Source organism: Roseobacter sp., assembly GCF_024639605.1.
GTDB lineage: Bacteria > Pseudomonadota > Alphaproteobacteria > Rhodobacterales > Rhodobacteraceae > Roseobacter.
This window is the reverse complement of record NZ_JAHEHZ010000036.1, coordinates 12,351-27,826: the sequence shown is the minus strand read 5'-3', so window position 1 is coordinate 27,826 and position 15,476 is coordinate 12,351. Positions and strand designations below refer to the sequence as shown.

Sequence of the window (15,476 nt, the reverse complement as noted above, 5' to 3'; positions counted from 1 at the left end):
ATCGAAAAGTGCCATCAGATGGCCCATCGAACAGGTCCATCGGCCCTGGAAACCGTCAATCTCGTTCAGACCGGCAAAAAAGATATCCTCGCGCCGCTGCACACCGGTGAACGACGTAAGGAAGGGCTCCCAGAACGTCTGCGCAATCGCGTCCGGGCCGGTCTGTTCGTGAAACGGGTGCATACCGTACCAGTGACAGTCGGGGGCCATCCGCTCAAACAGGATTTGACGCACGGTTTGCGCTGTGGCGCCTTCGAGAGCGTCATAATGCGCCCGCACAAGGCGGCGGGCGGGTTCAAAATCAGGGGAGATATCGGGAATCGCAGCAACCATGCGCCATCAGTAGAAAGGCGCGCGCTGAGCTTCCAGCACAAAAGCGACAAATTCAGCGGGTTGTCACGATCTGCCAGGTTTTGTCGTCATTGCGGATCACGCAGCTCTTTTCATCCAGCGGTGGCAACACGGTTGTCACGCCCCGTGGGGCACGTGCTTTCACAGTGCCGCTGCAGGCCGGCAACTCAACCGGGCGGTAGCCGCGATCGGCCATGCACTGCGTTGTGACGCGATCGCGCAGCCCGGCGTTGGCATCGATGGTATAAACCTCACCGGGGATGTAATATCCGGCATTGCGGTAACAGCGCCCGTCGGGCCGGCAATAATGCCGCCCGGGAATATAGCGGGGCGGCTCGCGGCGGATCTGTGTGGAAACGGGTACCGACTGCGAGGATGCAACCTGACAGTTCAGCAGATCGGACTGCATGCGGGACACTTCGACGCCCGGACGGTGATAGATTGAAAACGGCGTACAGGCCTGGAGCAGAACAAGCGCCGCGGTGAGGACAAACAGTGGTTTTACCATATACATGCACCTATACTGCACCGAACGACCCGCCCGGACAATTGAATTGACCGTATCTGACCCTTCTGCCATTCAGAAGGTCCGGTGAGGCCCTGAAGGACGCACGGAATGAAGGTTATTATCTGCGGTGCAGGCCAGGTGGGCTGGCAGATTGCGCGCCATCTGTCGGGCGAGCGCAATGACGTGACCGTGGTCGATAACAACCCCGATCTGGTGCGCCGTGCCACGGATTCGCTGGATGTTCAGGGCATTGCAGGCTTTGCGAGCTATCCCGATGTGCTCGACCGGGCAGGTGCCGGTGATGCGGAAATGATCATCGCCGCGACCCATTCCGACGAGGTCAATATGGTGACCTGCCAGGTCGCGCATTCGGTTTTCGGCATCAACCGCAAGATCGCCCGTCTGCGCAGCCAGTCCTATCTCAACGCGATCTATTCCGATCTCTATCGTCGCGATCACATGCCCATCGATGTGGTGATCAGCCCCGAGCGCGAAGTGGCGGCAGCGGCTCTGCAACGGCTCGCGGCGCCGGCAGCGTTTGACACCGAGATCTTTATGGATGGCAAGGCGCACCTGCTGGGCATCAGCCTTGAGGAAAGCTGCCCGGTGCTCAACACGCCGCTGCGCCAGCTCACAGATCTTTTCTCGACACTGCGCGCGGTGGTCGTGGGCGTCCGGCGCGAAGGCACGCTGTTTGCCCCCGAACCCAAAGATCAGCTTTTTGCCGGGGACGACTGCTATGTCTTTGCGCATGTGGATGACATCCCGCGCACCATGGAAATATTTGGCAAGAAACAGTCCAAACAGGAGCGCGTGGTTCTGGTGGGCGGCGGCAATGTCGGTCTCGCCGTGGCTCAGGCGTTGGAATCGCGCACCGCACGCGTGCGCACGAAAGTGATCGAGAAAAACCGGATCTGTGCCGAACGCGCCGCTGAAGCGCTGGAACGCACAATCGTGCTGAACGGCGATGGTCTGGATGCGGCCCTGCTGGCGGAGGCCGGCATCACGCGGGCCGATGCGATGCTGGCGATCACAGATGACGACAAGACGAATATGCTCGCCTGCGTGCGTGCCAAAGCCGAAGGCTGCGGCTATGTGATTGCCCTGATCAATGACCCGACGCTCGTGCCGCTGATGGGGCCGCTGGGGATTGATGCCTACATCAACCCGCGCGCCACCACGGTCAGCTCTATTCTGCGCCACATCCGGCACGGACGGGTGCGCGCGGTTTACTCCATTGGCGATGCCGAGGCCGAAGTGATCGAGGCCGAGGTGCTCTCGACCTCTCCTCTGGCCGGGCGGCGCATTTCGGAGATTGATTTTCCCGAAGGCGTGCTGGTGGGGGCGCTGCGCAAGGGAGACGAGATCATCCGGCCCATGGGCAGCACCCGGATTGACGAAGGCGATGTGATCGCGCTCTTTGCGCTGGCCGGGGACGTGCCCGAGGTGGAGCGGCTGATGCAGGTCTCCATCGATTTCTTCTGAACGATGGCACGTACGCCACACCGAAGAGCCCGGCGCTCCGCTCTGGCGCATCTCATTGATCTGCCGCTGTTTCTGCTGATCTTTGGTGTCGCGTCTGTGTCGATGTTCGTACCCGCACTGCAAGGCGGTGCGATCCGCGAGCTTGATACCGCGCGGGCCTTTTTCTACTGCGGGCTGCTGGGTCTGGTGACCTTTGGTCTCATCGCAACCGCACATGCCGGCCGGCTGCCCCGCCATGGTGCACTTGGCACGCTGATGTCGCTTTTCTCGACCTTTGTTTTTCTGCCGGTCTTTCTCGCCATCCCCTTTCACGAGGGTCTGGGCAATACCCGGTTCTTCAATGCCTATGCCGAGATGATCAGTGCGATCACCACCACAGGTGCCAGCTTTTTCGACGAACCCGGGCGGCTCAATGACACACTGCATCTGTGGCGCGCGCAGGTCGGATGGATGGGCGGCATCACCATGTGGATCGCCGCCTCAGCCATTCTGGCGCCGCTGAACCTCGGTGGCTTTGAGGTCACGGCTCAGGCGGAACCGGGACAGCGCGAAAGCCTCTCCGGCCTTGTGGGCCGGACCGATCCGCGCGGCCGTCTTTTGCGTGTCGTGGGAACGCTTGTGCCCATCTATGTCGGTCTGACCGTGCTCTTGTGGGTCCTGCTTTATGTCAGCGGCGACCGGCCGCTCGTGGCGCTGACCCATGCGATGTCGGTTATGGCGACCTCTGGCATTTCCCCGGTCGGGGGCGTTGCCAATAACGGATCGGGATTTACCGGCGAAGTGCTGATGCTGCTGTTTATGCTCTTTGCTCTGTCGCGTTTGACGTTCTCCTCTGACACCGTCACCGCCACCCAGGGCGGTCTGCGCACCGATCCTGAATTCCGCGTGGGGCTGATGATCATGGTGGGGGTGCCGGTTGTGCTGTTCCTGCGGCACTGGATGGGGGCGCTGGATGTTTCGGCGGGTGACGATCCGGTCGAGGCGGTGCGGGCGTTCTGGGGCTCGATGTTCACCGTACTGTCTTTTCTGACCACGACCGGGTTTACCAGTGCCGGCTGGAACGAAGCGCAGTCCTGGTCCGGTCTCAACACACCGGGGTTGATTCTGATGGGGCTGTCCCTGATCGGCGGCGGCGTTGCGACCACCGCGGGCGGCGTCAAACTGTTGCGGGTCTTTGCGCTCTATCTCAACGGGCGGCGCGAACTGGAACGCCTCGTGCATCCGTCATCGGTCAGCCGCGCCGGCAGCGAGGGCCGCCGCATTCAGCGCAACGGCGCTTTCATTGCGTGGATCTTCTTCATGCTCTTTGCGCTGACCCTTGCGGTCGTGACAATGCTGCTGGCTCTTCTCGGCGTCGCTTTTGAGGATGCGCTGGTGCTGGCGGTTGCCGGTCTTTCGACAACAGGCCCGCTGACCCAGTTCGCCGCCGAAGACCCTATCAGACTGGCAGAATTGAGCGCTTCTGCGAAATCAGTATTCTGTGCTGCCATGGTGCTCGGGCGTCTCGAAACGCTTGCCATTATTGCTCTTTTGACGCCGGATTTGTGGCGCAGTTGATACAGCAATTTTTCAGCTCTGTAACGGGCTGATTTTTGGGCTGGAAACTCCCCTGCGTCCCATTCATACTCACACACGAGGGAAAAGACCCGGTCCGCGGGTCTCGGCAAGAAAAAAGGCTGGTACCAGAATGGCGTCGGACAGACAGAACCTTCAGGATGCGTTCCTGAATCACGTGCGCAAAACCAAAGTCCCGGTGACGATCTTTCTGATCAACGGGGTGAAACTGCAGGGTGTAATAACCTGGTTTGATAATTTCTGTGTGCTTTTGCGCCGGGATGGACAGTCGCAACTGGTGTATAAACATGCCATTTCGACAATTATGCCCAGCCAGCCGATAAGCCTTTATGAGGGCGAAGACGCTTCTTGAGCCGTCCGCCGTTTCAGATTGATAATACAGACGGCCCGAAAACAACCCGGGCCTGGGTGCTGCATCCGGATATAAAAACCGACCCTGACCGGCGTGACGCTGACCACGCGCTGGCCGAGGCCGTGTCGCTCGCCCGTGCGCTGCCAGAGCTGCAGGTCGCCGGCGCAGATGTGATACCGCTCAAAACCGTGCGCGCCGGGATGCTGTTCGGCACCGGCAAAATCGCCGAACTGAAAGAGCGCTTTGAAGATGAAGAGGTCGGGCTGGTGCTGGTCGACGGGCCGGTGAGCCCTGTGCAGCAGCGTAACCTCGAAAAAGCCTGGGGCGTGAAGCTTCTCGACCGCACCGGGCTGATCCTTGAGATTTTCAGCGACCGTGCCGCAACCCGCGAAGGCGTTCTGCAGGTCGAGATGGCCGCGCTGAGTTATCAGCGGACACGGCTGGTCCGGGCGTGGACACACCTTGAACGTCAGCGTGGTGGTCTTGGCTTTGTCGGCGGCCCCGGCGAGACGCAGATCGAGGCAGACCGTCGTGCCATTGATGAACAACTCGTGCGGCTGCGCAGGCAGCTCGACAAGGTTGTCAAAACGCGCGCGCTGCACCGTGCGGCACGCGCCAAAGTGCCCTATCCGATTGTAGCACTTGTCGGGTACACCAACGCTGGCAAATCAACACTCTTTAACCGGCTGACGGGGGCAGGGGTGATGGCCAGAGACATGCTCTTTGCCACGCTTGATCCCACCATGCGCCGGCTTGAGCTCCCCGACGGGCCCGAGGTGATCCTGTCAGATACGGTCGGGTTTATCTCTGATCTGCCGACCGAACTGGTCGCAGCTTTCCGTGCCACTCTCGAAGAGGTGCTGGCCGCTGATATCATCTGCCATGTGCGCGACATTGCGCATTCAGAAACCGAAGAACAGGCTCAGGACGTCACCACGATCATGGCATCCCTGGGCGTGCCCGACGACCGCACCACGCTCGAAGTCTGGAACAAGATCGATACCATGCCCGCCGATGCCGCCGACGCGGTGCGCGCGCGGGCTGAGCGCGACGAGGATGTCTTTGCCATCTCCGCGCTGACGGGCGAAGGTCTCGACGCTTTGCTGGCGGCAATCACCAAAAGGCTGCAGGGCGTCAAACACGAGGAAACACTGCGTCTGGGATTTGCCGAGGGACGCAAGCGCGCCTGGCTTTTTCAGCAGGATCTGGTCGCCCATGAAGACCAGACCGATGCGGGTTTTGAAATTACCGTGCGCTGGACCGCCGATCAGATGGATCAGTACAAGCGCCTCTGATCAGGGTCCGTCAGCGCTGGCGTAGCGCCAGGCGCCCGGGACCAGATCGTTCAGTTTCCATTGTCCCACCCGCATCCTGACGAGCCGCAGACAGGGCAGTCCGACGGCTGCAGTCATGCGCCGGATCTGGCGGTTGCGGCCTTCGGAAATGGTGATTTCCAGCCAATGGTCAGGCACGGATTTGCGATACCGCACCGGCGGGTCGCGCGGCCAGAGAGTGTCCGGAGGATCGGTCAGGTCTGCCTGAGCGGGGCCTGTCGGCCCGTCTTTGAGCACAACGCCGGCGCGCAGCGCGGCAAGTGCCGCCTCATCCGGTGGGCCTTCGACCTGCACCAGATAGGTTTTCGCCATTTTGTGGCGCGGATTTGCGATACGTGCCTGCAGCCGGCCATCGTCGGTCAGGACCATTAACCCCTCGCTGTCACGGTCCAGCCGCCCGGCGGGATAGAACCCCGGCACATCAATAAAGCCCGAGAGGGTGGGGCGTGGTGATCCTTCGGTGCCTTTGTCCGTAAACTGCGACAGGACCCCGAAGGGTTTATTGAAGAGAATGACCCGCGCCACAGGATCACCGCGGGCGCAGCACGGTGACACCGACCGAGGCCGCGCGCGCCAGATCCTGATCAAGCGACATCGGGATATATTCCCCGCGCCGCCAGAGCTGCGCCAGATCGTCATAATGGCGCGACAGAAAGTGCCCCGACTGGCCGGTGGACGTCACAAAAACCGAGCTGTCAGGATCGGCAAAATCGTAGACCCCGCGATAGGCCGCGCCGTGCACATTCTGAAAGGGCTCGGGGCCGGTGCCACGGGTCAGACCGCGCTGCAGCGTGTTATCTCCCCCGTTGGTGGACTGGCGGATATTGACGAAAAACCGCAGGAGGGGCACCTCTCCCAGCACCGGATGATCATGCGTGGCCTGATGCGCATCGCCCCAGCGCAGCGACTCCAGTGCCGGCCCCCAGGTCTCGCTGATCGAGATCAGTGCATCATCGAGCGCCAGCCGCGCCATATCTGCGCAGGTCTCGGTTGCGGCGGACTGTATGACATCACACCAGACGCCCGCACCGTCCACATCGCGGAACACCCTCTCGATGAAAAGCGGCTCCACATGGGTCATGGCAGCTGCCAGAGGCCCCAGTTCGTCCTGCACGATCCGCGCCTGAAGACTGCGCAGCCAGGCGGCATAAATCAGCGGCTCGGGCAGGTGCTCATTCATCTCACCCGACCATCCCGCGAGCAGGGTCAGCGCGCGCTGCCTCTGGCGCAGCGGCGTGCCGTCCGGGGCGGCCTCACCGGTGAACCAGAGCTCGGCACCGATCAGCGGCAACAGCGACCGCGCCGTGAAACTCACGGTATCGAGCTGTGCTTCTATAAAGCTGTCACGGGTGTGCACCTGACGTGACTGCATCAGGCGGCGCCAGCGCTGCACCCGTTGCGTGTCGCCCCAGGTAAAGGAAACGTGGTTGGGAAAGGGCCGGTCGACGGTCTTGTTGTTGGTATTGCCCAGAATACCGCCATTGGGTGCGATGAACTCGGGGTTGGACGCATAGGGCAGACGCCCCTGCCAGCGGTTAGCGGCGATCCATCCGGGGCTGGGCATGCGCCCCTGGCTCTGATGACGCGCATCGCGGCGGGGCATGACACCGATCATCTTCATCGCGATATCTTCGCGATCCACCAACACCATATTCTGTGCCGGGGCGACAAAACCCTCGATCGCGGCGATACCCTCGCGCACCGATTTCGCCTCCATCAGCTTCAGCGCTGCTGTCATCGACGTATCGCGCGGGCTGAGCGCCGTCCAGGCCAGCGACGCCACATGCCCCGGCGGGGTCACCGCCGCAAGATTATAATGCGTACCGGGCAGCACAGGGCCGTTGTCCGTCCAGCGCAGGGTTATGGTGATCGGTGTTTCATCTTTGATGTTGATGATCGAGCCACGCGTCTGAAAGGCTTTGAACCCGTCGGGTGTGCGGTATTCCTCGGGGTTGTCAGGATTGACCTTCTCAATAAACACGTCCTGATCGTCCATTCCCGCCGACGCCAGCCCCCAGCCCAGCGATGCGCTGCGCCCGGTGAGCACAAGGGGCAGGCCGGGTATGGTGCCGCCGATCACGCCGCCCGACTGCAGCTCCATGCGCGCCAGATACCAGATCGCAGGAGCGGTAAAGCCAAGGTGCGGGTCATTGGCAAGGAGCGTCCCGCCGGAGGCCGAACGGGAAGGCGCGGCGGCCCAGACATTCGAGGCACCGGCCATCACGCCGGCCCGGAAGGGCGAGAGAGGATGCCGCTCCGGGGGAGCCGCCCCGGCGAATGGCAGCACACCCGGGACGATGCCTGCGTATTCGGGCAGAGCGACAACACCGCTGCCTGGCACCTCGGGCAGAATATCGCTCAGCCGGTCCGCATCCGGCACCACCAGAGACATCCGCGCGCGCAGCACCTCCGCATCCAGATGCCCGGAAAGCTGCAGCGCCATCAGCTTGATGATCGCCAGCGAATCCGCCGGACGCCAGGGGGCAACCGGCGCGTTAAAGACGAACATCTCCGGCGCACCACGCCCCAGAGCGCTGGCATTGACCTGGTCCAGCCGCACATTTACCCCGGTCGCATAGGCACTCAGAAGCCGCCGTGTGCGCTCGTCCTGAACCTCGACCGATGCCGTCGCCCGGCTGTAAAGATCGAGCCGGCGCATCAGCTTATCAATGCTGACCGTCGGTGTGCCAAAGACCTCGGAGAGCCGCCCCTGAACTGTGCGGCGCAGCATCGTCATCTGCCACAAGCGGTCCTGGGCATGAGCGAACCCCAGCGCGTAAAAGACATCTTCATCGGTCTCGCCGAAGATATGCGGCACATTGGCATTATCGCGCACGATCTCGACCGGCGCATTCAGATAGGGCGCGATAATGGTGGCGTCATAGTCAGGCAGAGAACGCGAGGCGAGGTACCACACGAGCGCCACGCCCAGAACGATCAGAAAGATCATCCCGCCGGCGATCCGGAAAAGCCATCTGAAGAGCAGTGCCATGAGGTGCCTGTTAATATCCGCGCTCTTGTTGACCCTGAGGTCTTGACTGTTAGGTAGGAGGATAGCGTAACGCAACACCCAAAGAGAAGGACAACATCATGGCCAAGCTGGCATTTCTGGGACTGGGGGTCATGGGAGCCCCTATGGCGGGGCATCTGCAGAAAGCGGGGCATGACGTTACGGTCTACAACCGCACCACCTCAAAAGCCGAAGACTGGGCCGGCACTTACGGCGGATCTTTTGCGAAAACACCGCGCGAGGCGGTAAAAGGTGCTGAGTTTGTCATGGCCTGTGTTGGCAATGATGATGACCTGCGCTCGGTGTGCGCGGGCGAAGACGGGGCCTTCAAAGGCATGGACAGCGGTGCGGTGTTTGTCGATCATACAACCGTTTCAGCGGCTGTGACGCGCGAGCTTTATGCGCTGGCAAATGATCACCAGATAAGCTTCATCGACGCCCCGATTTCCGGTGGTCAGGCGGGCGCTGAAAACGCAGCGCTGTCGATCATGTGCGGCGGCGACGAAGGGGCTTACGACCGCGCACTGCCGGTGATGGAGATCTATTCCAAAATCTGCCGCCGCATCGGCGAGAGCGGCGCCGGTCAGATGACAAAGATGTGCAACCAGATCGCCATCGCGGGCCTCGTGCAGGGTCTGAGCGAAGCATTGCATTTTGCCGATAAGGCGGGCCTCGACGGTCGCGCAGTCGTCGAAGTGATCAGCCAGGGCGCCGCTGGCAGCTGGCAGATGTCGAATCGCTATGAGACCATGCTGGACGATCATTTCGATCACGGCTTTGCCACCGACTGGATGCGCAAGGATCTCGGAATCTGCCTGAAAACGGCTGATGAAACCGGTGCGAGCCTGCCGGTCACGGCACTGGTCGATCAGTTCTACAAGGACGTGCAGAAAATGGGCGGCGGCCGCTGGGACACCTCAAGCCTCTATAAGCGGCTCAAAGTAACCGGCTGATCGCCCGCCGACCTCCGAAGTAACAAGGGGCGCAGGATATCATCCGCGCCCCTTTTTGATGTCCTGCCCCTGGTCAGGCGATGATGCGGTTGTATTTTGCGCCGTTGAGCGTCGCCCCGAGCAAAAGTCCCGCGCGGCCGAACACCACGGCCTGGACAGGTGCCAGCGCCGTTGTCGTATCCGCCGCGGCACCGTCACCCCGGTCTGCGAAAACATATTCAATCTGTCCGCTCGCTTCCCAGCCGGATGCACTGCGGAAATTCGCAAGCGCTTGTTCGGTCATAAAGAAAAGAACATGCGAATACTGCTGCGCGCCGGCCTGCAAACCCCATGAGATCTGCGTAACCGAATAGTAATCGACCGTGGTATCATTGATCCGCAGCGCCCCCTGGCCGTATCCGCCACCGATGCCGAGACCGGCTTCGGTCACGGCCGGCATGACCAGCATGCCGTTGGCCTTGTCGGCGAGGTTGCGTGTGCTGGGATAGGTCCGGTACAAACTGCCAAGCGTGGTATCAACGCGGGCGTCGATCACACTGCCTCCGCCGGAGCCTACGCCGTTGCTGCAGGCCGCCGTCACGGCGGTGCCTGCGAGTGCGCCGAGGGTGAAACCCCGCCGCGATAAGCCTGAACGATTCATCTTATGTGCCTGTATATCGTTGTTGTTATAGCGCCGGCTACCCCGGCTTGTGTGCAATCATACGCAGGTTAGCCCGCAATGTCACCCAAAAGCGCGGTCTGCGCGGCTTATTGCTGTGCTTTCAGTAATCGCGCGGCCTCCGGGGCGAAGTATGTCAGGATTCCGTCACAGCCGGCGCGCCTGAATGCCATCAGACTTTCCATCATAACCCGGTCGCCATCAATCCAGCCCTGCGCGGCGGCGGCTTTGATCATCGCGTATTCGCCCGACACCTGGTAGGCATAGGTCGGCGCGCCGAACGTGTCTTTCACACGGCGGCAGATGTCGAGATAAGGCATGCCGGGCTTCACCATTACCATATCCGCGCCCTCGCTCAGATCGCGCTCGATCAGTCGAAGCGCCTCATCAGAATTGCCCGGATCCATCTGATAGGTTTTCTTGTCCCCTGTCAGGGCACCGGAGGCACCCACCGCATCCCGGAACGGTCCGTAAAACGCCGAGGCGTATTTCGCCGAGTAGCTCAGGATCATCACATTCTGATGCCCGGCCTGTTCCAGTGCGCTGCGCATCGCACCAATCCGCCCGTCCATCATATCCGACGGCCCGATAATATCCGCACCGGCCCCGGCCTGGGCCAGCGTCATCTTTACCAGCGCATCGACCGTGCGGTCGTTGACGATTTCGCCGTTCTCCACAAACCCGTCGTGCCCGTTGATGTTATAGGTATCAAGCGCCACATCCGTCATCACAGCAATCTCAGGTACCGCTTTTTTGATCGCGCGGATCGCCCGGTTGGCATGATTGTCCGGATCCCAGGCGCCGGCACAGTCTTCAGTGCGTTCTTCGATGCCGGTATAGGGAAAGATGCAGATCGCCGGGATGCCGAGATCCGCCGCCTCGCGTGCCGCCTCTGTGATTTTATCAACTGACCGGCGGAAAACACCGGGCATGGAGGGGATGGGCTCTTCGATGCCCTCGCCTGACCGGACGAAGACCGGCCAGATAAGATCATCAACGCTCAGCGTGTTCTCACGGGTCAGCGCACGCAACGCCGGGCTCTGACGGGTGCGCCGCAGACGGGTCGCGGGGAAGGGGGCGATGGTCGGGCGCATGGGATCTGTCCGTTTTACGTTACACTCTGCTTCCCTCGCATGTATTTTTACGCAAGCCAAGGCTAGGAATTGCCACAAAGCGCGGCTAAGAGGGGCCGAACCGGAAAACCAAAGCACGTACCCTTGGACTTTTACACCAGCGTTTTTGAACTCATCGACATGCGGTCCTTTTCGAACCTGTGGTTCTGGATCGCGCTCGCAATCATGTGGTCAACCGCCTCGCACTGGGTGCTTGGCGTACCTTTTGATATGGTCCTGCGGGCCCGGCGTCACGGCGGGCAAACCGAGCAGGATCTTGAGGATCTGGTGCGCATCAACACCAACCGGATGCTGATGATTGCCCGGGTCTCGGGGCTCTGGCTGCTGATGCTCGGGTGTTTTGTGCTGACCCTTCTGGGGCTGACCGGGTTTCTCTATGGCCTCGAAATCGCCCAGGCGCTGTTTCTGCTCGGGTTGCCGATGTCGCTGGTCGGGCTGTTGTCCCTCTCAACCGCGCGGCTGATCCAGCAGGAAGACGCCAGCGGCGAGCATCTGCGCAAACGTCTGAGCCGCCACCGTCTCTATGTTCAGATGATCGGTGTGGCCTCGATATTCGTCACGGCACTCTGGGGCATGTATCAAAACCTCAATCATGGCGCTTTGGGCGGTTGACACCCGGGCTTTGAAGCCCAATTGAAGCAGCCCATGGCTGAGCAATCCCAAATTACCGTCTCCGGCGTACCCGAAGGGTTTGACGCGCGCTTCCTGTTGACGGAACTGGCGCGCGGCGACGGCCCCCTGGTCCATGTCGCGCGCGATGACAAACGTCTGGCGGCGATGCAGGCTGCCCTGCGCTTTTTCGCCCCCGATCTGCCGGTTGTGGTTTTTCCCGGCTGGGACTGTCTGCCCTATGATCGCGTCTCGCCAAATGCTGATATCTCCGCACAGCGCATGGCGACGCTCGCAGCACTCGCCCATGGCATGCCGGACCGGTTCATCCTGCTGACCACACTGAATGCCGCGACCCAGCGGGTACCTGCGCGCTCCGTTCTCAAGAACGCCGCCTTCACCGCCCGGGTCGGAAGCCGCATCGACGAAAAGGCCCTTCGGGATTTTCTGGTGCGCATGGGGTTCGTGCAAAGCCCCACGGTCACTGAACCGGGTGATTACGCGATCCGCGGCGGCATCATCGACATATATCCGCCGGGAGATCTGGGGCCGGTGCGGCTCGATCTTTTCGGAGACACGCTCGACGGTGCCCGCCGTTTCGATGCCGCCACCCAGCGGACGACGGAAAAGCTGGATGTGGTCGAGCTTGCCCCGGTCTCCGAGGTGATCCTTGACGAGGCGGGCATCACCCGTTTCCGCCAGAATTACCGCATTGAGTTCGGCGCCGCCGGCACCGATGATCCGCTTTATGAAGCGGTAAGCGCCGGCCGCAAACATCAGGGTGCCGAGCACTGGCTCGCGTTTTTCCACCAGGAACTTGAAACGCTCTTCGACTATCTGCCCGGGGCCACTGTGACGCTGGATGATCAGACCACCGCCACGCGGCTTGCCCGCTGGGAAAGCATTGCAGATCAGTACGAGACACGCCGCCTCGCGATGGCGCATCGCAGCGGCATGGACACGGTTTACAAACCTGCGCCCCCCGAAGGGCTCTATCTCGATGACGCCGCATGGGAGACGCGGATGACAGACCGCCGCGTGCTGCATCTGAGTGTGCTGCCGCGGGCGACAGGGCCGGGCGTAATCGATGCAGGTGCTCGCACGGGGCGCAACTTCGCGCCTGAGCGCCAACAGGAATCTCTGAGCCTTTTCGGGGCTCTGGCAGATCATATTAATTCGAAAATGAAGAAGGGCCCCGTGCTCGTTGCCACCTATTCCGAAGGCGCACGCGAACGCCTGGCCGGGCTCATCGAAGATGAAGGACTGGCCGAAGCCATCCTGATCCGTGACGGCACGCGCATCGGCAAACGCGGGTTGCATCTGGCGGTCTGGTCGCTCGAAAGCGGCTTTGAGGCGCCCGACGGGCTGACCGTGATCGCAGAGCAGGACGTGCTGGGCGACCGGCTCATCCGCACCACGCGCAAAAAACGTCGCGCTGAGAACTTCCTGACCGAGACGCAGTCGCTCAGCCCCGGTGATCTCATCGTGCATGTGGATCACGGCATCGGGAGGTACATGGGGCTGGAGGTTGTAACTGCGGCCGGGGCTGCGCACGAATGTCTGCTGCTGGAATACGCCGGAGACGCCAAACTCTATCTTCCGGTTGAGAACATCGAACTGCTCTCCCGGTACGGACACGAAGAGGGTCTGCTGGACCGCCTCGGCGGGGGGGCCTGGCAGGCCAAGAAAGCACGGCTCAAGGAGCGCATCCGCGAAATCGCTGACAAGCTCATCCGCGTGGCCGCCGAACGCGCGCTGCGCAAGGCGCCGGTGCTCGAGCCACCACCCGGCATGTGGGACGCCTTTTCCGCGCGCTTCCCCTATACCGAGACCGACGACCAGTTGCGCGCCATCGGCGAGGTCATCGACGACATGACCTCGGGAAACCCGATGGACCGGCTGGTGTGCGGAGATGTGGGTTTCGGCAAAACCGAAGTGGCCATGCGCGCAGCCTTTGTGGCGGCTATGTCCGGCGTGCAGGTCGCGGTTATTGCGCCCACGACCCTGCTGGCGCGTCAGCATTACAAGAGCTTTGCTGAACGCTTTCGTGGCTTTCCCATCGAAGTGCGCCAGCTCAGCCGGTTCGTCTCAGCAAAGGACGCACAGGCCACCCGCGAGGCGATGTCGCGCGGCACTGTGGATATCGTAATCGGCACCCATGCGCTGCTCGCCAAAGGCATTCGGTTCAAAAACCTCGGCCTGCTGGTCATCGACGAAGAACAGCATTTCGGGGTTACGCATAAAGAACGTCTGAAACAGCTGCGCACCGATATCCATGTGCTGACGCTTACCGCCACGCCCATTCCGCGCACCTTACAACTGAGCCTGACGGGCGTACGCGATTTAAGCATCATCGGGACACCACCTGTCGATCGTCTGGCAATCCGCACCTATGTCAGCGAGTTTGACAGCGTAACGATCCGCGAAGCCCTGCTGCGCGAGCATTACCGGGGCGGGCAGTCATTTTTCGTCGTGCCGCGCATCTCCGATCTGCCCGGGATCGAGGAGTTTCTGAAAGAACAGCTGCCGGAACTCTCATACGTCGTGGCGCATGGCCAGATGGCGGCAGGCGAGCTCGATGACCGGATGAATGCGTTCTACGACGGCAAATTCGACGTACTGCTGGCCACGACGATTGTGGAATCCGGGCTCGATATCCCCACCGCTAACACGATGGTTGTGCACCGCGCCGATATGTTTGGTCTCGCACAGCTATATCAGATCAGGGGCCGCGTCGGGCGCTCCAAAACCCGCGCCTATGCCTATCTGACCACTAAGCCGCGTACGCGTTTGACGCCAACGGCAGAGAAACGGCTGCGGGTACTCTCCGGCCTCGATACTCTGGGCGCCGGATTTACGCTTGCCAGCCAGGATCTCGACATCCGCGGGGCCGGCAATCTGCTGGGAGAAGAACAATCCGGCCAGATGCGCGATGTGGGATTTGAACTTTACCAGTCGATGCTGGAAGAGGCGATTGCCAAGATCCGTGCGGGCGAGATGGAAGGGCTGAGCGAGGCCGATGACCAGTGGGCGCCACAGATCAATCTGGGCGTGCCGGTGCTGATCCCCGAGGATTATGTGCCTGATCTTGATGTCCGCCTGGGGCTCTATCGCCGCCTCAGCAGCCTGACGACGAAAGTGGAACTTGAGGGCTTCGCTGCCGAGCTGATTGATCGCTTTGGCAAGCTGCCGCGCGAGGTCTCAACCCTGATGCTTGTCGTGCGGATCAAAGCCATGTGCAAAAAGGCAGGTATCGCGCGGCTCGACGGTGGCCCGCGCGGAGCGACGATCCAGTTTCACAACGACAAATTTGCCTCGCCCGAGGGGCTGGTCGAATTCATTCAGGATCAGCGTGGGTTGGCAAAGGTCAAAGACAACAAGATCGTCGTGCGCCGCGACTGGAAGGCCGATGCCGATAAAATCAAAGGCGCCTTTGCAATTGCGCGCGATCTGGCGGAGAAAGTTGTGGCCCGCAAAAAGCGCGAGAAAAGCAAAGCCGGCTGAGCGG

General features: G+C 61.4%; 12 protein-coding genes and 1 pseudogene. 7 read left to right on the top strand and 6 right to left on the bottom strand.

What is annotated here, in order from left to right; genetic code table 11:
* Together Q0M35_RS06925 and Q0M35_RS06920 are read right to left on the bottom strand one after the other, a co-directional pair.
* Positions 1-333: pseudogene (locus tag Q0M35_RS06925) on the bottom strand (nuclear transport factor 2 family protein); the annotation flags it as partial.
* A gap of 52 nt (positions 334-385) precedes the next feature.
* Complete coding sequence (locus Q0M35_RS06920; RefSeq protein WP_295313530.1) at positions 386-859, bottom strand: hypothetical protein; 474 nt, start codon at positions 857-859, stop codon at positions 386-388.
* 108 nt (positions 860-967) lie between these two features.
* Between Q0M35_RS06920 and trkA the strand changes: the two genes are divergently transcribed.
* The 4 genes from trkA (at position 968) to hflX (ending at position 5,566) form a co-directional block, all read left to right on the top strand.
* Entirely contained in the window at positions 968-2,344 is a 1,377-nt protein-coding gene (trkA, locus tag Q0M35_RS06915) for a Trk system potassium transporter TrkA (protein ID WP_295313528.1), read from the top strand.
* 3 nt (positions 2,345-2,347) lie between these two features.
* The gene (locus tag Q0M35_RS06910) at positions 2,348-3,901 is read left to right on the top strand and encodes a potassium transporter TrkG (RefSeq protein WP_295313527.1); all 1,554 of its coding nucleotides are present in this window, start codon (positions 2,348-2,350) and stop codon (positions 3,899-3,901) included.
* A gap of 130 nt (positions 3,902-4,031) precedes the next feature.
* Positions 4,032-4,271 (top strand): RNA chaperone Hfq, encoded by a 240-nt coding sequence (gene hfq / locus Q0M35_RS06905; protein WP_007119530.1) that lies wholly within the window; start codon positions 4,032-4,034, stop codon positions 4,269-4,271.
* A complete protein-coding gene (gene hflX / locus Q0M35_RS06900; RefSeq protein WP_295313524.1) occupies positions 4,268-5,566 on the top strand; it encodes a GTPase HflX in 1,299 nt (432 codons plus the stop codon). The genes hfq and hflX overlap by 4 nt, the downstream gene beginning before the upstream one ends.
* Here the strand turns inward: hflX and Q0M35_RS06895 are convergent, their stop codons facing one another.
* Together Q0M35_RS06895 and Q0M35_RS06890 are read right to left on the bottom strand one after the other, a co-directional pair.
* Complete coding sequence (locus tag Q0M35_RS06895; protein WP_295313522.1) at positions 5,567-6,130, bottom strand: pseudouridine synthase; 564 nt, start codon at positions 6,128-6,130, stop codon at positions 5,567-5,569.
* A 4-nt stretch (positions 6,131-6,134) separates the two neighbouring features.
* Entirely contained in the window at positions 6,135-8,597 is a 2,463-nt protein-coding gene (locus Q0M35_RS06890) for a penicillin acylase family protein (RefSeq protein WP_295313520.1), read from the bottom strand.
* A 98-nt stretch (positions 8,598-8,695) separates the two neighbouring features.
* On the opposite strand from Q0M35_RS06890, the gene Q0M35_RS06885 reads away from it, so the two are divergent.
* Complete coding sequence (locus Q0M35_RS06885) at positions 8,696-9,568, top strand: NAD(P)-dependent oxidoreductase (RefSeq protein WP_295313518.1); 873 nt, start codon at positions 8,696-8,698, stop codon at positions 9,566-9,568.
* A gap of 73 nt (positions 9,569-9,641) precedes the next feature.
* Here Q0M35_RS06885 and Q0M35_RS06880 read toward each other — a convergent pair whose 3' ends face one another.
* Positions 9,642-10,208 (bottom strand): YSC84-related protein, encoded by a 567-nt coding sequence (locus Q0M35_RS06880; protein WP_295313516.1) that lies wholly within the window; start codon positions 10,206-10,208, stop codon positions 9,642-9,644.
* 107 nt (positions 10,209-10,315) lie between these two features.
* The gene (gene hemB / locus Q0M35_RS06875) at positions 10,316-11,320 is read right to left on the bottom strand and encodes a porphobilinogen synthase (RefSeq protein WP_295313514.1); all 1,005 of its coding nucleotides are present in this window, start codon (positions 11,318-11,320) and stop codon (positions 10,316-10,318) included.
* 123 nt (positions 11,321-11,443) lie between these two features.
* Between hemB and Q0M35_RS06870 the strand changes: the two genes are divergently transcribed.
* Complete coding sequence (locus tag Q0M35_RS06870; protein ID WP_169640518.1) at positions 11,444-11,971, top strand: component of SufBCD complex; 528 nt, start codon at positions 11,444-11,446, stop codon at positions 11,969-11,971.
* Between the two features lie 33 nt (positions 11,972-12,004).
* Entirely contained in the window at positions 12,005-15,472 is a 3,468-nt protein-coding gene (mfd, locus tag Q0M35_RS06865; RefSeq protein ID WP_295313511.1) for a transcription-repair coupling factor, read from the top strand.
* Positions 15,473-15,476 lie beyond the last annotated feature (4 nt).